Here is a 20,313-nt window from a genome sequence, read left to right as displayed (position 1 = left end):
CCCGTCAGCGCACGCCGGTGTGGCCGAATCCACCCGCTCCCCGCGCGCTGTCGACGAAAGTATCCACCACTTGCAAGCCCACGCGCACGATCGGCAGGATCACCAGCTGTGCGATGCGGTCGCCCGGCTCGATGGTGAAGGCGGCACGGCCGCGATTCCAGGTGCTGATCAGCAGCGGCCCCTGGTAATCGGCATCGATCAGGCCGGTGCCATTGCCGAGCACGATGCCGTGGCGATGGCCCAGGCCCGAGCGCGGCAGGATCACCGCGCACAGCTGCGGGTCGGCCAGATGAATCGCGATGCCGCTGGGGATCAGCGCCGCATCGCCGGGCTCCAGCGTCATCGGTGCTTCCAGCGCAGCGCGCAAGTCCATGCCTGCGCTGGCTTCGGTGGCATAGGCCGGCAACGGCCACAGGTCGCCGAAGCGCGGGTCGAGCAACTTCACTTGCAAGGACTGGGTTGGGTGGCTCATGCCTGCAATCTCTCCGCGATCAGGGCCAGCAGTTGCTCGGCCAATTCGGTTTTGCTGCTGCTGGGGAAGCCACGTTCGCCACCCTGCCAATAGGCGATCGCAGCGTTGTTGTCGCTTTCGAAGCCACCGCCTTCGATCCCCACCTGATTGGCGATGATCAGGTCCAGCCGCTTGGCGGCGAGCTTGCCACGCGCATAGTGCTCCACGTCGTGCGTTTCGGCCGCAAAACCGACCACCAGCTTCAATGCGCCGGTTTGCGCGGCGACTTCGGCCAGGATGTCCGGGGTGCGCACCAGTTCCAGGGTCAGCGTTTCGCCGGTCTTCTTGATCTTCTGCGCGACCACCCGTTTGGGGGTGTAGTCGGCCACTGCGGCGGCACCGATGTAGATGTCGGCCGGGAACGCGCCCAGCACCGCATCGCGCATCTGCGCGGCCGAGCGCACGTCGATCCGTTGCACGCCGGCCGGAGTGGTCTGATGCACCGGGCCGCTGACCAGCACCACCTCGGCGCCCTGGTAGGCAGCCGCAGCGGCCAGGGCATAGCCCATCTTGCCGCTGCTGCGGTTGCCGACGTAGCGCACCGGGTCCAGGTCCTCGAAGGTGGGACCGGCACTGATCACGATGCGCAAACCTTCCAGTTGCGCGCTGCCGGGCACGAAGGCCGCCGCGCTTGCACTCCTGGAGGCGACAGGCGCGGCGGTGCCGACCAGCGCAGCGATGATCGCCGCCGGCTCGGCCAGCCGGCCGGGGCCGGATTCGCCTTCGGCCAACGGGCCGTCGTCCGGGCCGACCACGCTCACGCCACGCGTGCGCAGGGTCGCCACGTTGGCCTGGGTGGCCGGATGCAGCCACATGCGGTGGTTCATCGCCGGAGCTACGGTCAGCGGCGCGGTGGTGGCCAGGCACAGCGTGGTGACCAGGTCGTCGGCCAGGCCATGCGCCAGACGCGCCAGCAGGTCGGCGGTGGCTGGGGCGACGATCACCTGATCGGCCCAGCGCGCCAGTTCGATATGCCCCATCGCCTGCTCGGCGGCGCTGTCCCACAAGGTGGTGCGGGTGGGCTGCCCGGACAGCGCCTGGAAGCTGAGCGGGGTGATGAATTGTTGTGCGCCGCTGGTCATGGCGACCTGCACCTGCGCGCCGGCGTCGCGCAGGCGACGGACCAGTTCGAGCGATTTGTAAGCGGCAATGCCTCCGCCGACGCACAGCAGCAAGCGCTGTCCGTCCAGGGGGCGGGCCTGAGTGGAGCCGATCACGTCGGAGTCGTCCTACGGTTACAAGGACAACTAGATTAGCCGATGCCCCCGCCTGGCCTGATAGGCGTGAGCGATGAGCACCGGCAATCTCGCCATATGCACATTCACGACTGGCCCACCGACGAACGCCCGCGCGAGAAACTTCTGGCGCGCGGGGCGACTGCCTTATCCGATGCCGAGCTGCTGGCGATCTTTGTCGGCTCCGGTCTGCGCGGCCAGGACGCCGTGCGCACTGCGCGCGATCTGCTGCTTCGCCACGGCCCGCTGCGCGTGCTGCTGGATCGCCCGGCCCCGGCCCTGGCGCGCCTGCCCGGCCTTGGGCCCGCCTCGGCCTGCAAGCTCAATGCGGCGCTGGAACTGGCACACCGTCACCTGATGAGCGAGCTGGAGCGCGGCGAAGCGCTCAGCGACCCACCCAGCGTCGGCCGCTATTTTTCGCAGCGACTACGTGCAAAGGCGTACGAGGTGTTCGCGGTGCTGTACCTGGATACCAAACATCACGCCATCGCCTTCGAGGAATTGTTCACAGGCACGCTTGATGGCGCCGACATCCATACGCGCGAAGTGGTGCGACGGGCGCTACTGCACAATGCAGCGGCCGTGATCGTCGGGCACAACCATCCGTCCGGCAACCCGGAGCCCTCCGAGGCCGACCGCGCGGTTACCACACGTTTGCTGGAGGCACTGGATCTGGTGGAGATCCGCCTGCTCGACCACTTCGTGATCGGCGACGGCCGCCCGGTGTCGCTGGCCGAGCGCGGCTGGCTGGAATGACAACGCGGCGGTGACCTGAACCGTCTGCCGGACCCGGGGGCGCGCGGTCGGGTAAAATCGGTGGTTTCGTTCCAAGCAGATCCCACGTGAAAGCCCAACTCCGCGCACTGATCGGCCAAGGCATCGAAGCCTTGCGCGCCAACGGCACCCTGCCTGCCGACACCCTGCCGCCGGATTTTGTGGTCGAGCGGCCCAAGACGCGCGAACACGGCGACTTCGCCACCAATGCCGCGATGCTGCTGGCCAAGCCCGCGCGCAGCAATCCGCGTGCACTGGCCCAGGCACTGGTCGCCGCGTTGCCGGCCAGCGACGACGTGGCCAAGGTGGACATCGCCGGCCCGGGCTTCATCAACTTCCACCTGACGCCCTCCGCCTACCAGCGCGAAGTGGCGCATGTGATCAAGCAGGGCCCCGACTACGGCCGCGGGCTGGCCGGCAATGGCCGCTCGGTGGGCGTGGAGTACGTCTCGGCCAACCCGACCGGCCCGCTGCATGTCGGCCACGGCCGCGCGGCGGCGATCGGCGACAGCCTGGCGCGGGTGCTCGATGCCAACGGCTGGAACGTCAAGCGCGAGTTCTACTACAACGATGCCGGCGTGCAGATCGAAAACCTGGCCTTGTCGGTGCAGGCGCGCGCGCAGGGGCTCACCCCCGACAGCGACGGCTGGCCGGAGAACGGCTACCGCGGCGACTACATCGCCGATGTGGCCAACGCCTACCTGGCCGGCGACACCGTCGACCTGGAAGGCCATCTGGTCACCGGCGGCAAGGATCCTGCCGATTTCGACGCGATCCGCCGCTTCGCGGTGGCCTATCTGCGTAACGAGCAGAACCACGACCTGGCCGCGTTCCGCGTCGATTTCGATATCTATTTCCTGGAAAGCTCGCTGTACAAGGACGGCAAGGTCGAAGAGGCGGTGCAGAAGCTGATCGCTTCCGGCCACACCTACGAGGAAGGCGGCGCGTTGTGGTTGAAGTCCACCGACTTCGGTGACGACAAGGACCGGGTGATGCGCAAGTCCGACGGCACCTACACCTACTTCGTGCCGGACGTGGCCTATCACCTGACCAAGTGGCAGCGCGGCTACGAGCGCGCGATCACCGAGCTCGGCGCTGACCACCACGGCTCGCTGACGCGCGTGCGCGCCGGCCTGCAGGCCTTGGAACTGGGCATCCCGCAGGGCTGGCCGGAATACGTGCTGCACCAGATGGTCACGGTGATGCGCGGCGGCGAAGAGGTGAAGCTGTCCAAGCGTGCCGGCAGCTACGTCACCCTGCGCGATCTGATCGAAGAAACCAGCGCCGATGCGGTGCGCTGGTTCCTGATCGCGCGCAAGCCCGATTCGCAGCTCACCTTCGACATCGACCTGGCCCGTCAGCAGAGCAACGACAACCCGGTGTTCTATGTGCAGTACGCGCATGCCCGCGTGTGCAGCGTGCTGCGTCAGGCGCTGGAAAAAGGCTACAAGTACGAGCAGGCACATGGGTTGGCCGAGCTGGCGCGTCTGGATGACGAGCATTCGCTCAACGTCATGGTCGAGCTGTCGCGCTATGCGGAAGTGGTCGAAATTGCCGGCCAGACGCTGGAGCCGTATCAGATTGCGCAGTACCTGCGTGAATTGGCGCACGCCTTCCACACGTGGTATCACAACACCAAACTGCTGGTGGACGATGCCGCAGAGCGCGACGCCAAACTCACTCTCGCCGTCGCCACGCAACAGGTGCTCGCCAACGGCCTGGAACTGCTCGGCGTCAGCGCCCCAGAAAAGATGTAAGTCGGGCCGCACGGCCCGCAACGACGTGATTCGGAGAAGTGGTAGATGGCAGCACGACGCGGTAAGAGTCAGGCGCGACGCAACACCAGCAATGGCACCCCTGGTTGGGTGTGGTTGGTGGCAGGCGCTGCGATTGCGGCAGTGATCTTTCTGGCAGCGCCCAACCTGTTCAAGAAGGACGGCGACGGCTTCCTGCGTGTGGGCCCGCGCGCCAATCCCGATGCGCAGCCCGAGCCGGTGGCAGATGCCGACGTGGATACGCCGGCCGAACTGCCCAAGCCAAGCGCACAAGTGCCCAAGCCACAAGCCAAACCCGGCGATGCGCAGACGCAGTACGACTTCTACACCTTGCTGCCCGGCAAGGAAGTACAGATGTCCGATGCCGAACTGGCGGCCAGTGCGCGCGCCGAAGAAGCCGCACGTGCGCGCGCCGCGCTGGAAGGAAAGCCGGTTGCGCCTGCACCGGGTGCAGCAGCACGTGTTGCTGCCGCCACGCCGGCCGCCAGCGTGCCGGTGCCGTTGAACGAAACCGCCGCCAGCGCGCCCAAGCCGTTGGCGGAAACTACGCCTGTACGTCCGGCGGCGACACCGGCGCCGGCCAGCACCGCAGCGCTCACCACGCCGGCTGCCGCCGCACCTGCAACTGCAGCGCCGAAACCGGCTGCGACGACCGCAGCGGCAACGACGGCGGCTGCACCTGCAGTGACAGACAACACCCGCTACATCCTGCAGGCCGGCTCGTTCGGCGCCTCCGGCGATGCCGAATCGACCAAGGCCAAGCTGGCGATGATGGGCCTGGCCGCACGCGTGGAATCGGCTGAAATCAGCGGAAAAACCGTCTACCGCGTGCGCATGGGGCCGTATGGCAGCGCCGGCGAACTGGCCGAAGCCAAGCAGAAACTGACCGGCAGCGGATTGCCTGCCATCGCCATCAAGGCGCAGTAGCAACAGTGTCGGATCGCGCTTGCCGCCTGTTGCTACGACGTCGTTGCGCGCAAGCCGCTCGGTGCGGCCGGGCTGCACGCACGCCGTGCAGCGGCACGCGCATCCGGCACGGTCGCCACACCTGATTGCTTCGCCTGATCCCCCTTCGCAGGAGTTACCCCCATGTCCAAGACCGTTCTGATCACTGGTGCCACCTCCGGATTCGGCAGCGCCGCCGTGCGCCGTTTTGCTGCTGCCGGCTGGAAGATCATCGCCACCGGCCGGCGCGCCGAGCGCCTGGAAGCGCTGGCCGCCGAACTGCCCGCCGGCCAGGTGCACACCGCCGCGTTCGACATGCGCGATGCGCAGGCCTTGTCGGCAGCGATCGACGCATTGCCGGCTGACTTCGCCGACATCGATGTGCTGGTCAACAACGCCGGCCTGGCGCTGGGCACCGCGCCTGCACAGCAGGCCGACCTGACGCAGTGGCAGCAGATGATCGACACCAACGTCACCGCCCTGGTCACCCTCACCCACCGCCTGCTGCCGGCGCTGATCGAACGCCGCGGCGCGATCATCAACATCGCCTCGGTGGCGGCGACCTACCCGTACACCGGCGGCAATGTGTACGGCGGCACCAAGGCGTTCGTGCAGCAGTTTTCGCTGGGTCTGCGCGCAGACCTGCACGGCACCGGCGTGCGCGTGACCTCGATCGAACCGGGCATGGCCGAAACCGAATTCACCCTGGTGCGCACCGGCGGCAACCAGGCCGCCTCCGACACGCTGTACCGCGGCGCCACGCCGATGACCGCCGAGGACATCGCCGAGCAGATCTTCTATGTCGCCAGCCTGCCGGCGCATCTGAATATCAATCGGCTGGAAATCATGCCGGTGACGCAGTCCTTTGCCGGTTTCCAGGTGGCGCGCGACGCGCAGTAACGTTGGCCTGCAACGCCAATGCCTCGGTCGCGCCGCGACCCGATGATGTGTTGATTGGCGCGTGCGCAGATCGCGCAGCATCCAAGCTCGGTGCGGCGCTGGAACTGGCGCACTGCCAGAGATGACGACAACGCCGCGCATTGCGCGGCGTTTTGCGATGCCCGGTCAGGCGCGATCAGCGGCAGCCAACGGCCGTGCGCCTGGCCGCAGCATCTTGTCGCGCAGCTGCAGGAACGGGCGCTCCACCGCGTAGTGCAAGACCGCACCGCCTAGCACTGCCATCAGGCCATACACCGCAAATGCCAGCACGCCACGCCCCTCCAGCGCCGGGCCGAACCAGCCCTGGGTGAGATGGAACACGGCCTTGTGGGTCAGATACAGGCTGTAGGAAATGCCCGCCAGCCACGCCGCGCCCGGCACGCGCAGGCCGCCAAGCACGCCGCGGGTGGCGGTGCCGGCCAGCACCAGCAAGGCGAGCCCCAACGACAACACCGGCCAGCCCAACGCATTGCCGATCAGGCCGGTGCGCTCGCGAAACAGCCACAACGCCAGCGCCAGAATCGCAATGCAGGCACACAGCACCGCGTTGCCGCGCTGCTGCAGCCGTTGCCACAGCGTGGGGCGGAAGATCTTGAGCACCGCCAGCACGACACCGGCCAGCAGACCGTCCAGACGGTTCCAGGTCGGGTAATAGAGGTCTTCGACAAACCAGTTGCGCTGCAGGCCGGCACCGGCGCTGTCCAGGGCGGTGTTGTGCCACCAGATGCCGGCACGCAGCGCGATACCTGCAACCACCACCAGCACGCAGAGCACGACAAAGCGCGCGGCCGAGGGCCGACGCATCAACAGCGTCGCGAGCAACGGAAACACCAGATAGAAATGTTCTTCCACGCACAGCGACCAGGCGTGCGAGAACGCGGCATCGCGGCTGTAATCGACGAACAGGTTCAGGGTGAAGCTGACAAACATCCACCACGGTGCCAGCCCGGGCGACTCACGAACATCCGGCCACGCCATGTAGATCGCCAGCACCACCAGAAACGCCGGCAGGATGCGGAACGCGCGGCGCAGATAGAACGCCTTGAAGTCCAGGCCTTGCCCGTGCGCCAGCGGCCGCAGTACCTGCGTGCCGATCAGAAAACCGCTCAACACGAAGAACAGGTCCACGCCCATCCAGCCGTAGCGGGACAACCACGCCCAGTCCGGCCCCAGGCCGCCGACCACGAAGGAATGGAACAGCATCACCCAGACGATGGCGATGCCACGCAGCAGATCGAGGGCGGGATAGCGCATGCGGACGATGCAAGGCGAGGGAGCCCGATTGTGCCGCATCCCGCCGATGCAGCGATGCCGGCATCGACGTTGGCCGCAGCAACACGCCCGGCACCTCACCTGTGCCGCACTCAGAGACCTGCGGTAACGCCCAGCCGCCTTGCCGCCGCCAATCCGCTATCGACGCTGTGGTTCCCCCACAGCGTCATCCATCACACGACGGTCTGTATCACGCGACGGCCTGCTGCTCGATCCGCTCGGTCGGCGCCACCGACACCGCCGGTTGCAGCAACCCCCATGCTTCCAGCTGATCCACCGCCCGGCTGATCCCGTCCTCCTCACGGATGCGCTGCCCCAGCACGCGTGCTGCTGCACGCATGCTCGGCGCGCTGGCCTGGCGGATGGCATCGGCCAAGGTTTCCGGCTGCAATCCGACCCGTGCGAGTGCCGGGGGCGCGACGCCGCGCTGGGCCAGGCAATGCGCCCAGAACGGTTGGTCGTAGCCGAACGGCAGGACCACCGACGGAATCCCCGCAGCCAGCGCCGCACCGGTCGTGCCGGCACCGCCGTGATGCACTGCGACCGACACCCGCGGGAACAGCCAATCGTGCGGTGCCTGCTCCAGCTGGAAGAAGCGCTCCGCATCGTCGGACGCGTCTTCCCCGGCCGCCAGCCCGCCCCAGCCGCTGGCCAGCAACGCGCGTTGACCGGTCAGACGCACCGCCGCCTTGACGATGGCGGTGAGCTGCGCCGCATCGGTGCTGATCATGCTGCCGAAGCCGATATACAGCGGCGGCGGGCCGGCCTGCAGAAACGCTTCCAGCGCAGCCGGCGGCTGCCACTGCGGCTGCGGCAACTGCCAGAAACCGGCGACCTGGGCTCGGTCCGGCCAGTCCGGCGGACGTGGGCACAGATGCTCGCTATAGCCGTAGACCACGCGCTGCGCGCTGCGATCGGGACCACTCCACGGATACGCCGGCAGCCCCAATGCCGGGCGCACGATGCCGTTGAGCGCCGGGCGCATCAGCTGCCAGCCGGCAAAGCGCACCGCGTGATGCAGTGCCACACTCACCAGCCCGGGCAGACGCACGGTGGGCATCACCATCAACGGCACATGGCGCGAGGCGGTCAGCGGCTGCAATTGCGTGAATACCACCGGCAGGCCGTAGGCCTGGCCCAGGCTATGTGCCAGCAAGCTCGCGCTGCCGACGCCGAGAATCAAACCGGCATCGGCACAGGCCGCGCGGCCCTGCTCGGCCCAGTCGCGCGCCCAGTCCATCAGTTGTGCGCGCAAGGTGCCCCAGATGCCGCGCCAGCCGCCGCGCATCTCGGCGACATTCGGATGGCCCTGCAACAGCTTCTGGTGGTCGCCGCTGAGCGGAAAGAATTCCAGCCCATTGGCGCGGATCAGGGATTCGAAGTTGGCGCTGGTCAGCACCCGCACCGGATAACCGCGCTCCTGCAGGCCGCGGCCCAGCGCGATGATCGGGCGCACATCGCCATGCGTGCCCAGGGTGGCGATCAGTACCGGGCGGTGACGTGCCGGCGTATGCAGTGACTCAGGCATATTCGGCCACCCCGTCGCTGGCGGTGGCGATGCTGCCATCGCGTTGTGTGGCTTTCGCAGTGGCCGCGTGCAGCAACGCGCTGAGCGTGGCCGAATGCGTGGACGACAGCATCGAATGATGGTCGCTGTCCAAGGTATGCAGGTGCAGATTGCGCACGTACGGGCGCCAGGCCTGCGGCCGGTAATCCACCCACACTGCATCGTCGCCGCCGGAGGTCATGCGCACGCTTGCTTCGACGAACAGCACATCCTGGTCCAGCGGCTTGGGCCGATGACGCCGCGCCAGCTGCAGGTGGTGCTGGGTCATACCGCCCATGTCGTCCAGCAGCGTGGGGCGTTGTTCGAGCAGCTGGCGCACCGCGGGCAAATCGTTCAACCCGTAGTGATCGCATAGCAGGCTGGCCAGTTCGGCCACCGTGGTCGGCATCGGCTGGCCGTGTGCCAGCGTCAGGCCCAGCGCATGCACCGATGCGCGTACGTTTTCCGACTCCGGCAGCGATGCGGCCTGCTCCAGATGCGGGTAGCTGTCGAGCATTGCCAGCAACTCGACTTCTTCGCCAAGCGCATGCAACTCGGCGGTGATGGCATGGGCGATCAAACCGCCCAGCGACCAGCCGATCAGCCGGTACGGCCCATGCGGCTGCACGCTGCGCAGACGGGCCAGGTAATCGCGCGCGATCGCCTCGATGCTTTCCGGGCGATGCTGCGGGTCGCTCAATGCCGGCGACTGCAATGCATACACCGGCCACTGCGGATCGAGCTGACCGAGCAGGGTGAGATACGACCAGCCCAGACCGACCACCGGATGGATGCAGAACAGCGGCGTGGTGCCCGGCGTACCCGCACGCAACGGCAACAGCACGCCGAGCGGATCGTTCGGGGTCTGTGCGCTGCGTTTGATCACCTCGGCCAAGCCGGCAATCGTCGGCGCATGGAACAGCGTGCCCAGCGGCAGTTCGACGCCGAACATCTGCGGGAAACGCGCTGCCATTTCTGCCGCGCGCAGCGAGTCGCCGCCGAGTTCGAAGAAGTTGTCTTCCACCCCGACGACTTCAATGCCCAGCACGTCCTGCAACATCGCTGCCAGTTGGTGTTCGAGCGCATCGCGTGGCGCTACATGCGCGCGCTGCGGCAATGCGCCCGGTGACGGCAATGCGCGGCGATCCAGCTTGCCGTTGGGTGTCAGCGGCAGTGCCTCCAGCGGCATCCACAGCGTGGGAATCATCGACGCAGGTAGGCGTTGCTGCAGATGCGCGCGCAGCAGCTCGGTCGCCGGCATGGTGCCGTGCTTGCCCACCACATAGGCCAGCAACTGCAATGCGTTGTTGTCGCCATCGCTATGGCCGACCACCACTGCCTGGGCCACCTGCGAATGCAGCAGCAAGGCGTTTTCGATTTCGGCCGGCTCCACGCGATGGCCGCGGATCTTCAATTGCGCGTCGGCACGGCCGATGAACTCCAGCATGCCGTCGCGGCGCTGACGCACGCGGTCGCCGGTGCGGTACATGCTGCTGCCGTCGTCGGCAAACGGGTCGCGCACAAAGCGCTCGCTGGTCAGCTGGCGCTTGCCGCGATAGCCCTTGGCCACGCCCGCGCCGCCGATATACAGCTCGCCGATCGCACCGGTGGGCAGCGGCTGCCGCTGCGCATCCAGCACGTAGACGCGCGTGTTGAGCAGCGGCCTGCCGATGGGTGGGGCTGCGGCGTCGGTCAGCTGCAACGGCATGATGGTCGACCAGATGGTGGTTTCGGTTGGCCCGTACAACTGGGTCAGGCGCCCCACCCGGCTCAGCAACTGCGTCGCCAACTCCGGCACCAGGGCCTCACCGCCGACCAGCGCGTGGATACGGTCCAGTGCCAGATCCTGGTTGGCCAACAGGATGCGCCACAACGACGGGGTCGCCTGCACCACGCTGATCTGCTCGTGTGCGATCAAGCGCGACAGGCTGCGTGGATCGTGGGTGATGCCTGCTGGTGCGATGACCACGCGGGCGCCCACCAGCAGCGGCAGGTACAACTCCAGCCCGGCGATATCGAAGGTGATGGTGGTGACTGCCAGCACGCGGTCGCGCGGGCGCAATGCCAGTTCGTGCTCCATCGCATGCAGGAAATTGAACAGATTGCGATGGCTGATTTCCACGCCCTTGGGCGCACCGGTCGAGCCGGAGGTGTACAGCACGTAGGCGGTGCCATCCGGCGTGGCGAGCGGTGCGATCGCCGCCGGCAACACCGCCGGGCGTGGATCCAGCCACACCATGCCACCGAGCAGATAGCGCTCGCACAACGCCGGCTCGCAGACCAGCGCGATGGCGCCGGAATCGTTGAGCATCTGCCGATTGCGCGCGGCCGGGCTTTCCGGGTCCAGCGGCAGATACGCCGCCCCGCTCCACATCACCGCCAGCAAGGCCACCAGCAATTGCTCGCTGCGCGGCAACGCGATGGCGACCACATCGCCCGGGCCCACGCCGTCGGCCACCCATTGCGCAGCAACGCGCGAAGCGAGCTCGCACAACGTGGCGTAATCCAGCGTGCGGTTGTCGTATTGCACCACCACCGCAGCCGGCATCAGCTCGGCGCGCTGTAGCATGCCGTGCAACAACGTGCTCGGTTCCGGCAGCGGCGCAGCGGTGTCGTTCCAGGTGTACAGCAGCCGCTGGCGTTCGTCGTGACCCAGCACATCGATCAGGCCGAGTGCGCACTCCGGATCTGCCAATACCGCATCGGCCAGGTGGGTCAGGCGGCGGCAATGTTCTGCCAGCTCGTCGCTGTCGTACAGCGCCGGGTTGGCATCCAGATCGAAGCGCAACGCGGCGCCATCGCCACGCTCGTAGCAGAAGATGGTCAGATCGTCGGCCGGACCGTTGCAGAGGTTGTGCGGCACGGCATACGCCTCGCCGAAGCGCAGCGCGTAATCGAAGGCCTCGATATTCACCGCCAGCCGCGCGAACTTCTGTTCGATGCCGAACACGCCCAGGTCGCGACGCACATCCTCGAAGCGGTATTGCTGGTGCCGCAAGGCATGCTTGACCACCGAGGACACCTGCGCGAACAAGTGATGGATCGGCTGCTGCGGATCCATCTTCAAACGCAGCGAAATCACGTTGGCCACCAGCCCGGCGGTTTGCCGGTAACGCGCATTGATGCGGCCGGTCACCGGCATTGCGATCACCAGATCCTCGGCACCGGTGCAGCGGTAGTAATACGCGGCAATCAGCGAGATCAGCATCTGCGGCAGGCTGGCGCCATAGTCCTTGCCCAGCGCACGCAAACGCACCACCTGCTGCGGCGAAAACTGCCCGGTGCCACGCAACAACCCGGTGGACAGCTGATTGCCCGGCCGCGCCAAGGTGGCCGGCGGCGGCAGATCGGCCAGCTGTTGCATCCAGTAGGTGCGATCGCGCTGAAAGCGATCGGACTCCCGATAGTGCTGCTCAAGTTCGTTCAACGACAGCGCACTGCCGTACTGCGCAGGTTCCGGCTCGCTATCGGTAGCGTAGGCGTTATAGAGCACCGCCATGCGTTGCATCATGATCGATGCGCAATAGCCATCCATCACCAGATGGCTCACGCACTGCACCCACATATGGTGATCTTCGCCAAGACGGAAGACCGCGCAATGCCACAACGGCCCGTCCTGCAAATTTTCCGGCTTGCGGATTTGTTCGTCCACCCAATGCTCGGCCGCGTTGCGCGGCGAGGGATCTTCGCTGAGATTGAAGTACGGAATGGCGGCCGTGTACTCGGGACGGATGACCTGGCCGGGCACGCCATCGTGCTCGACGATGCACAGCCGCAGCGTGTCGAACTCGCGCGTCAGCTGCATGCTGGCGCGTAGCAATAGCTGCGGATCGAGTGGGCCGAACATCTCCAACGCTTCGGACAACATCAAGGTGTTGTCGGTGTGCAACTTGCTGGCGACCCACAGGCCGCGTTGCGCTTTGGTCAGGGGAATCACGGGAGAGGCGTCAGCGTGCATTGCGTGCATCCTTCTTGTGTGGCGCGCAGTCGCCCAACGGGTCTTGCCCGCAATGCGGTCAACGAGACGCCGGATCAGCACTTGGCCTAAAAAACGTTTAGGTAGAAAACACCATCGACCACCGGCAGAGGCCGGCGATACGCGGTTGGAACACTCGATAAAGACGCACAATGGAGACGTACAACGAAGTGCACGCAAGTGACACCAAGACGTGCAACTGCGTTTTTCTTGAAGCACTTGCTTCCCGGCAAGTTAATAAACACTAACAATCGGGCAACACAATGAACCGTGCAAAAATCACGAATTGCGCGTTTCCTGCAAATATTTTTTAATGAAGTGTGATTGCAGTTAGTGTTCTGGATACATACGTCTGTTTGGGGATTCGTCGCTGCATGAAGCGCCATACACAAAACGCGACGCATGTCGCGTCGATGCGACAGGCGCGCGATTGCAGGCGAAATTGCAGGCGGATTTGCGTTCTCCGCATTGCATAAAGACCGCAATGCATAAGACCACTGCGCGTGCAGCGTTGATAGATCTGCGCTACCAGACAAATCACTGCACGACATGCGGCCTCGCTTGCGACACCTAGCGCGCATTCGTTCGATCATGCGTCGGTCGTTTGGATGTCACACGACTGCGGCACTCTGTAGATCAACGGCGCGGGGTCGGGCGGATCACAGTGCGCTGCTTTGTGTGGACTGCGCCGGTGCGCGTCTGCGCGGAGTCATGCGTGCGTGACTGAGCGGTGGCAAGCGGCCATCAAGGCGCGCTGGCAGGGCGGTGCCCAACAGATTCATGCGAAGGCCGATCGCCGGCCGCGTCCGCTTTACGACTGCTCACTCGTTCTATGCAGCTCTTTCTACGCGGCTGTGGCGGCGCGGAATCAGTGCTGACCTTGCATCGGCACTGCCTGCGCGCCACGGCGTCGGCCGCAGCGCGCGTACTGCTTCAGCCCAACGGTTCGTCGGACAGATAGGTGTAACCGGTCAGCCCGGCTTCCAAGGCGTCGTGCAATTCCTGCGCACGCTCCGGCGACAGCTGCGCGGCGGCGATGCGCTCGGCATAGGTCGCGCGCAGCGTGCCCAGCTGATAGCCCACGTAGTCCAGCATTACATCGGTGGTATCGCCACGGCGCTGCTGCGCAATGCGATAGCCATCGCCGTCCACGGCCACTTCCACCGCATCGGTATCACCGAACAGGTTATGGATATCGCCGAGGATTTCCTGGTAGGCGCCGACCAGGAAGAAGCCGATGCGATAGCTCTCGCCCGGATTCAATGTGTGGAGCGGCATCGAGCTGTCCAGGCTTTCGTTCTCGACGTAGGTCTTGACCATGCCGTCGGAATCGCAGGTCATGTCGGCGATGATGCCGCGCCGCTGCGGCGCTTCGTTCAAGCGCTCGATCGGCACGATCGGGAACACCTGATCGATCGCCCACACATCCGGAATCGATTCGAACACGCTGAAGTTGACGAAGTACTTGTCCACCAGCCGCTCGTTGAGCTCGTCCAGCACCGGGCGATGGCTCTTTTCGTCGAAGCTCAAGCGTGCACGCACGCCATGGGCGATCGCGTAGAACAGATCGTCGATACGCGCGCGATGGGTCAGGTCGATCTGGCCCAGTGCATACGCACTCAGGCCTTCGGCATGGAAGTGCTGCGCCTCCTGGAACAGTTCCACCGCCGGGCGCACGTCGAGTTCGTCGTGGATCTCGCGCAGGTGGCGAATCGCTGCCGGTTCGTCGTCGTGCGCGTCGGGCACGCGGCCTTCCGGCGCCTGCTCCACTTCGGACACGTTGGCGATCAGCACCGCGTGGTGCGCGGTCATCGCGCGGCCGCATTCGGTGACGATGCGCGGCGGGGTCAGGCCGTGTTCTTCGCAGGCATTGGCCAGCGGCTGCACGATGTTGCTGGCGTAGGAATGCAGGCCGTAGTTGATCGAGCAATAGCTGCGCGAGCGGGTGCCTTCGTAATCGATACCCAGTCCGCCGCCGACATCCACGTGGCTGATCTTGGCGCCCAGGCGCGAGAGCTCCACGAAATAGCGCGTGGCCTCGCGCATGCCGTTGGCGATGTCGCGCACGTTGGAAATCTGCGAGCCCATGTGGAAATGCAGCAACTGCAGGCAGTCGGCGTATTCGGTGTCGCGCAGCGTCTTCCACAGATCCAGCACCTGGCGCGGCGACAGCCCGAACTTGGCCTTGTCGCCGCCGCTGTTCTGCCACTTGCCCGCGCCCAGCGAGGCCAGGCGCATACGCACGCCCAGACCCGGCTTGACCTCCAGCGCGCGCGCTTCTTCCAGCACCAGCTTCAGCTCGGAGGGCTTTTCGATGACGATGAAGGTCTGCAAGCCGAGCTTGCGGCCGATCAGCGCCAGGCGGATGTATTCGCGGTCCTTGTAGCCGTTGCAGACGATCAGCCCGCCCGGACGCGACAGCGCCAGCACCGCCATCAGCTCCGGCTTGCTGCCTGCTTCCAGGCCGAAGCCATCGCCGTGGTGGCTGGCCAGCGTGCCGGCCACGCCGCGATGCTGGTTGACCTTGATCGGATACACGGCCGTGTAGCCGCCGGCGTAGTCCCACTCGGACTGCGCCTGCGCGAACGCCGCCTGCAGCTTGCCCAGGCGCTGGCCCAGGATGTCCGGGAAGCGCACCAGCAGCGGCAGTTTGGCGCCGGCCGCGCGCGCGGCATCCACCACCTCGGGCAGCGACACCGATGGACCATCGCCGGTCGGGGTGACCACGATATGTCCGGCAGCGTTCACATCGAAATACCCGTCGGCCCAATGCGGGATCGAATAGGTCTTGCGGGCTTGGTCGAGGGACCAATCGCTCATTTCGCTGACTCGGCTGGGACAAAAAGGGCGTGAAGTGTAACGCCTGGCACGCGCAGGGTCCGTTACAATCCGCGCCGACTTGATGCCCCGCTCCTGGTTGGAGTGGGGTTGGTGAGGGTTCGGTATCGCCGTCAGCAGCTTGGTGCATGAGGCTGCGCCCGACCCTCATCCGGCGCTTTGCGCCACCTTCTCCCGGTGGGAGAAGGAACAGCCCCCTTCTTTTTAGGATTTTGCATGAGCGCCAACGACAACTGGTACATCGAACACTTCCAGCCGACCGGCTCGGCGATCGGCTTCCGCATCAGCGGCAAGCTGGACGAGGTGCAGTCCCCGTTCCAGAAGATCGAGATCTACCAGACCACCGACTGGGGCAAGCTCATGCTGATCGATGGCGCGGTGATGCTGACCACCCGCGACAATTTCTTCTATCACGAGATGATCAGCCACCCGGCGCTGTTCACCCACGCCGCGCCCAAGCGCGTGGTGATCATCGGCGGCGGCGATTGCGGCACGCTGCGCGAGGTGCTCAAGCACCCGGGCGTGGAAAGTGCCACCCAGTGCGATATCGACGAGCAGGTCACGCGCATGTCGGAGAAGTACTTCCCCGAGCTGTGCGATTCCAACCACGATAAGCGTGCCGAGCTGCTGTTCGACGACGGCGTGGCCTATATGGCCAACTGCCCGGCCGGCAGCGTGGACATCGTGATCGTCGATTCCACCGATCCGGTCGGCCCGGCCGAAGGTCTGTTCAACAAGGCGTTCTACGACAGCTGCTTCAAGGCGCTGAAGGACGACGGCATCCTGGTGCAGCAGTCCGAATCGCCGCTGGCGCTGCTGGAGCTGATCAAGGAAATGCGCACCGAAATGGGCAAGGCCGGCTTCCAGTCGTTCAAGACCCTGCCGTTCCCGCAGCCGTGCTACCCCACCGGCTGGTGGAGCGTGACCATGGCCAGCAAGCAGGCCAACGCCGATTTCGCGTTCCGCCAAAACGATGCGCAGGCCAAGGGTTTCGAGACGCTGTACTACACCGCGCACCTGCATACCGGCGTGCTGGTTGCACCGCCGTTCGTGGCCAAGGCGCTGGGCGAGTAAGCATGTCATCGGGCCGGCGCCGCTTGCTGCGCGCCGGCCCGATTGAAAAGAACCGGCGCATCGTTCGCGTGCGCTGGTCCTGCAGATTGGGGGCGAAGACAGCACCGCTTACAGGCGTGCTGGCGATGCTCGCAGTGTCGCGTAGCATCGGCAGGGCCATGTGTGCACTACGACTCCGCTGCGCGGTACGCATCTACCTGAGGCTTGTGCGCGTAGTGCCGCCAGCCCCGTTCTTCGTTTGCCAGCCCTAGAGCCGTGCCAGCACTTCAGCCTTCTTGGCGTCGAATTCTTCCTGGGTCACCAACCCGGCATCCAGCAACTGCTTGAGCTTGCTCAGCACCTGCATCGGATCATCCGCGCCGGCCACCGCAGTCGCTGGCACTGAAGGCGCCACGCCCTGCGCTGCAGGCGCATGCACCACCACACCGCCGGCCGACGCACGCAACTTGTCGAACTCCAGCTGCTGACGTTTTTCGTGGGCCGATTCTTCCACCTGCTGGGCATAGGCGTAGACCCGCCGTGCCTGTTTCTTGGGCAGGCTGTCGATGGACAGGTAGCCGCCCTGCGTGGTGCGGCACATGATCGTTGCGCCCAGCATCTGCTCGCTCATATGCACGTCGAGCACCTCGCGCCAGGGGACATCGCGAAACGTCATCCCGAACAGCGTGGGGTGTACAACGATGAATCTGCGATTGGTCAGCACCACCGCGGCCGGCGACAAGTTCATCACCATCTTCTTTTGCACCGCGATGTACTCGACCTGCTCGTCGCGGGTCAGCAACTCGTTCACCTTGGGCAGGATCTTGCCCACGGCCACCGGGTCCTGCTCGTCGGTCAGAAATTGCGTAAAGACCTCCATACCTTCCTCGTCGTGATTGCTTGCGCCGCAGCGTTGTCTGGTATGACACCACATCCAGCATGCAGGTTGCGGCATCGCACGCGCTGCATGCCTCGGATCATCCAATGATTCCGTGCTCTCCATACTCCAAACACGACAGGGCGGATGCCGCCATCCGCCCTGTCGTTACACATTTTTAATCAAGCAACCGGTCAGAAGCGGACTTCAGCGCCAACGTTCAACACTTCGGCACGATTAATGGTGATGTCTTCGTCGGAGTAGTAATAGTCGTTGGCATAAAAATAGTTGGTATAGAGCACGCTCAAACTTGCGTGCCGGCCAATGTCTACGCCAAAGCCGGCACCCGCGTACGCACCTGACACGCGCTCATTCGATTCGCCGTTGGAATTGGCCGACCAATAGCCCAGGCGTACCACAGCGAAAAGTGGACTGTCACCAAAGTTGAAACGCGCAGTGCCGCCCAGACTGCCGAATTCCACGCCGGGTACGTAGGAGTCTTCGTGATCGCTGATGCGGGCTAGCTTTCCCACCGCCGCTTCGATGCCGATCAGCGTCACCGCGCCTGCCCGCCAGCGATAGCCGGCGTTGAAGCCGAGCATGTCCTGATCGATGCCTTCGTATACTTTCCCCTGACCGCCCTGCACACCGAGAAAGACACCGCTCTTGAGACGTTGCTCTTCCTCGCGTGGCGGCGCCGACACATACGCGAGAGCCGGCGACGGCGCCACGGCCGTGGATGGAGCAGAAGCGATGGTGGTGGCTTCGGCAGGTTCAGCTGTGGAACTACCATTCGCTGCGGCCGACTGCGGCGCGTTGTAATTCGTTTGTGCAGTGCTCGATGCCGCTGGCGTCGCCAGCTGCGCTGCGCCGCTTTGTGCAGCGGCCTGTTGCTGCTTTTGCTGTTGCCGATAGTTGTCCCAGCCACGCGACAACGACTGCGCGGCCGCGTCGGAAACGCAGCCCAGCGCCGTGCAGGCCAACAGCCATGTTGCGGTTCTTTTCATCGCATTCCCCAACGAGTCGTACTCCATCGTCCCCACATCCAATGCGCACGCAGGCATGACCTGGCGGCGTCCGGAAGTGGCGCAGTTGCTTGTCCAATTCGGGGCTTCCCCAGCATCACAGGATCGTGCGCGTACTCGGCTTCAGGCATCGTCTGTGTGGACGTGCCGGTACTGACGCGTGATGCAGCCCCCTGACCGCAGCCGGCACAGTGAATCGAGTCTCAGCACCTGTCAAGAAGGGCTGTGATCGCTGCCTATTAGCGTGCATTTCGCGCGGCCAGCCGCCTGATGAGCGCTCCTGCCGATGGGTATGACTTGCCTTGCGCTCCACGCTCGCTCCCTGCAGGCGCCGCGCCGCGCGTGCGTACCGAAAAACTAGACACGGCCGACTTCGCAACCTATTGATTCTTTAGGCTGTTCCACTCCCGGAACATTTCATTTTTTTAACAAATGTAATTTCAATACTCGCAAGTTCTAGAATTCACCGGGCCGATCCCCCGCGATCATCGTGAACCTGCCAGACGCGTGATTCCTCCGCGCCGCCAAGGTCCGGAGACTTGCCATGCACTACCAGCCGCTGGACACCTCCAGCCTGCAAATCGTCACGCCCGTGCTGCTCAAGCAGGGGACCCGGCTGCTCGAGCCCAACGTCTATCGCACGCATCTGGATGGGCAACTAGCGGTGGTCAAGGACTACAGCCGCTACCGCCGTACGCTGCTGGCGCCGATCGCGCGGCTGATGGTGCGGCATGAGTCCAAGATGCTGGCCCGCCTGCACGGCTGGCGGCATGCGCCGGCCCTGCTCGGCACGCTGGGCGGGCTGGCACTGGGCATGGAGTTCATTCCGGGCGACACCCTCAGCGCCAGCGCGGTGGTCGGCCAGGAGGTGTTCCAGCAGCTGCAGCAGGCGCTGCGCCGCCTGCACGCAGTCGGCATCACCCACAACGATCTGCACGGCACCAATGTGGTGATCAGTGCCGGCGTGCCGGTGCTGATCGATTTCACCTCGGCCTGGCGCTTCCCGCGCTGGTTGCGACGCGGCACGCTGGCGCGTCAACTGCAGCGCAGTGACTTGGCCAATTTCCAGAAGATGCGCCAGCGCCTGGCCGGTATCGCGCCGACCGCCGACGAGACCGCACGCAGCGCCGAGCCGCGCTGGGTACGCACCATCCGCGGCAGCTGGAAGCGGCTGTATCGGCACCTGAAGCGCGATGCGCAGCCGGTAGCGCCGAACGAAACCCGCTGACCGGCAAGTTGCCGTCACCTGCCGGCCAGGCGGCGCGAGGGGGCGCGGCGCCTGGGCGGTGACGCGCAATCGCGCCATGCATCCAGCACCAGCTCGGGGGAACAATGCATCTCGATCTGCGTACCGCATGCTGATCCGGCGACGCGGGCCACGCCCACCGGGCTGCACGCCTGACCATCCCGATGACACACCAGCGGTGCGCCTATCCACCTGGCGAGCAATCGCCAGGTGGTGCGCAACTGCGCAGGGGAACCACAGTGGACAAGGGGTCCGCGTCGATGCCGCGCACCGGCGACGCCTGTCTAGTGGCTAGGCCGTC

General features: G+C 65.4%; 14 protein-coding genes. 6 read left to right on the top strand and 8 right to left on the bottom strand.

Annotated elements, in window-relative coordinates; genetic code table 11:
- Window positions 1–4: 4 nt before the first annotated feature.
- The gene (gene dut / locus FFY45_RS06090) at window positions 5–472 is read right to left on the bottom strand and encodes a dUTP diphosphatase (RefSeq protein WP_006448981.1); all 468 of its coding nucleotides are present in this window, start codon (window positions 470–472) and stop codon (window positions 5–7) included.
- On the bottom strand, window positions 469–1,728 hold the full coding sequence (gene coaBC, locus FFY45_RS06085; RefSeq protein ID WP_176339758.1) for a bifunctional phosphopantothenoylcysteine decarboxylase/phosphopantothenate--cysteine ligase CoaBC: 1,260 nt from the start codon (window positions 1,726–1,728) through the stop codon (window positions 469–471). The genes dut and coaBC overlap by 4 nt, the downstream gene beginning before the upstream one ends.
- A 96-nt stretch (window positions 1,729–1,824) precedes the next feature.
- On the opposite strand from coaBC, the gene radC reads away from it, so the two are divergent.
- The 4 genes from radC (at window position 1,825) to FFY45_RS06065 (ending at window position 6,140) form a co-directional block, all read left to right on the top strand.
- A complete protein-coding gene (gene radC / locus FFY45_RS06080; RefSeq protein WP_043889513.1) occupies window positions 1,825–2,502 on the top strand; it encodes a RadC family protein in 678 nt (225 codons plus the stop codon).
- 86 nt (window positions 2,503–2,588) lie between these two features.
- The gene (gene argS, locus FFY45_RS06075) at window positions 2,589–4,277 is read left to right on the top strand and encodes an arginine--tRNA ligase (protein WP_176339757.1); all 1,689 of its coding nucleotides are present in this window, start codon (window positions 2,589–2,591) and stop codon (window positions 4,275–4,277) included.
- A gap of 45 nt (window positions 4,278–4,322) precedes the next feature.
- Entirely contained in the window at window positions 4,323–5,222 is a 900-nt protein-coding gene (locus tag FFY45_RS06070; RefSeq protein WP_176339756.1) for an SPOR domain-containing protein, read from the top strand.
- 162 nt (window positions 5,223–5,384) lie between these two features.
- Window positions 5,385–6,140 (top strand): SDR family NAD(P)-dependent oxidoreductase, encoded by a 756-nt coding sequence (locus tag FFY45_RS06065; protein WP_176339755.1) that lies wholly within the window; start codon window positions 5,385–5,387, stop codon window positions 6,138–6,140.
- A gap of 165 nt (window positions 6,141–6,305) precedes the next feature.
- Here FFY45_RS06065 and FFY45_RS06060 read toward each other — a convergent pair whose 3' ends face one another.
- From FFY45_RS06060 to speA, 4 genes are all read right to left on the bottom strand, one after another.
- Window positions 6,306–7,433: an acyltransferase family protein gene (locus FFY45_RS06060; protein WP_176339754.1), complete on the bottom strand. Its 1,128-nt coding sequence runs from the start codon at window positions 7,431–7,433 to the stop codon at window positions 6,306–6,308.
- Window positions 7,434–7,641: 208 nt separating this feature from the next.
- On the bottom strand, window positions 7,642–8,979 hold the full coding sequence (locus tag FFY45_RS06055) for a glycosyltransferase (protein ID WP_176339753.1): 1,338 nt from the start codon (window positions 8,977–8,979) through the stop codon (window positions 7,642–7,644).
- Window positions 8,972–12,955, bottom strand: a complete 3,984-nt coding sequence (locus tag FFY45_RS06050) for a non-ribosomal peptide synthetase (RefSeq protein WP_176339752.1) — start codon at window positions 12,953–12,955, stop codon at window positions 8,972–8,974. Before FFY45_RS06050 ends, FFY45_RS06055 begins: the two co-directional genes overlap by 8 nt.
- 951 nt (window positions 12,956–13,906) lie before the next feature.
- Window positions 13,907–15,793, bottom strand: a complete 1,887-nt coding sequence (speA, locus tag FFY45_RS06045) for an arginine decarboxylase (RefSeq protein WP_176339751.1) — start codon at window positions 15,791–15,793, stop codon at window positions 13,907–13,909.
- Window positions 15,794–16,027: 234 nt separating this feature from the next.
- Between speA and speE the strand changes: the two genes are divergently transcribed.
- Window positions 16,028–16,885 (top strand): polyamine aminopropyltransferase, encoded by an 858-nt coding sequence (gene speE / locus FFY45_RS06040; RefSeq protein ID WP_023905479.1) that lies wholly within the window; start codon window positions 16,028–16,030, stop codon window positions 16,883–16,885.
- Window positions 16,886–17,132: 247 nt separating this feature from the next.
- On the opposite strand, the gene FFY45_RS06035 is transcribed toward speE, so the two are convergent.
- On the bottom strand, window positions 17,133–17,744 hold the full coding sequence (locus FFY45_RS06035) for a PH domain-containing protein (protein WP_006448992.1): 612 nt from the start codon (window positions 17,742–17,744) through the stop codon (window positions 17,133–17,135).
- 191 nt (window positions 17,745–17,935) lie between these two features.
- Window positions 17,936–18,748 carry a hypothetical protein gene (locus FFY45_RS06030; protein ID WP_176339775.1) on the bottom strand — a complete coding sequence of 271 codons (813 nt, stop codon included), beginning with the start codon at window positions 18,746–18,748 and terminating at the stop codon, window positions 17,936–17,938.
- Between the two features lie 562 nt (window positions 18,749–19,310).
- On the opposite strand from FFY45_RS06030, the gene FFY45_RS06025 reads away from it, so the two are divergent.
- Window positions 19,311–19,994 carry an RIO1 family regulatory kinase/ATPase domain-containing protein gene (locus FFY45_RS06025; protein ID WP_176339750.1) on the top strand — a complete coding sequence of 228 codons (684 nt, stop codon included), beginning with the start codon at window positions 19,311–19,313 and terminating at the stop codon, window positions 19,992–19,994.
- The last annotated feature ends 319 nt before the right edge of the window (window positions 19,995–20,313 follow it).

The organism is Xanthomonas hortorum, assembly GCF_011305375.1.
GTDB classification, from domain to species: domain Bacteria; phylum Pseudomonadota; class Gammaproteobacteria; order Xanthomonadales; family Xanthomonadaceae; genus Xanthomonas; species Xanthomonas hortorum_E.
The sequence above is the reverse complement of the archived record's forward strand: the minus strand, read 5'-3'. Positions and strand labels throughout refer to the sequence as shown.

Excerpts from the sequence above, each read along its gene's own strand:
- dut (WP_006448981.1), bottom strand. The coding sequence starts at position 472 with ATGAGCCACCCAACCCAGTCCTTGCAAGTGAAGTTGCTCGACCCGCGC.
- radC (WP_043889513.1), top strand. The coding sequence starts at position 1,825 with ATGCACATTCACGACTGGCCCACCGACGAACGCCCGCGCGAGAAACTT.
- FFY45_RS06070 (WP_176339756.1), top strand. The coding sequence starts at position 4,323 with ATGGCAGCACGACGCGGTAAGAGTCAGGCGCGACGCAACACCAGCAAT.
- FFY45_RS06065 (WP_176339755.1), top strand. The coding sequence starts at position 5,385 with ATGTCCAAGACCGTTCTGATCACTGGTGCCACCTCCGGATTCGGCAGC.
- FFY45_RS06060 (WP_176339754.1), bottom strand. The coding sequence starts at position 7,433 with ATGCGCTATCCCGCCCTCGATCTGCTGCGTGGCATCGCCATCGTCTGG.
- FFY45_RS06055 (WP_176339753.1), bottom strand. The coding sequence starts at position 8,979 with ATGCCTGAGTCACTGCATACGCCGGCACGTCACCGCCCGGTACTGATC.
- FFY45_RS06050 (WP_176339752.1), bottom strand. The coding sequence starts at position 12,955 with ATGCACGCTGACGCCTCTCCCGTGATTCCCCTGACCAAAGCGCAACGC.
- speA (WP_176339751.1), bottom strand. The coding sequence starts at position 15,793 with ATGAGCGATTGGTCCCTCGACCAAGCCCGCAAGACCTATTCGATCCCG.
- speE (WP_023905479.1), top strand. The coding sequence starts at position 16,028 with ATGAGCGCCAACGACAACTGGTACATCGAACACTTCCAGCCGACCGGC.
- FFY45_RS06035 (WP_006448992.1), bottom strand. The coding sequence starts at position 17,744 with ATGGAGGTCTTTACGCAATTTCTGACCGACGAGCAGGACCCGGTGGCC.
- FFY45_RS06030 (WP_176339775.1), bottom strand. The coding sequence starts at position 18,748 with ATGAAAAGAACCGCAACATGGCTGTTGGCCTGCACGGCGCTGGGCTGC.
- FFY45_RS06025 (WP_176339750.1), top strand. The coding sequence starts at position 19,311 with ATGCACTACCAGCCGCTGGACACCTCCAGCCTGCAAATCGTCACGCCC.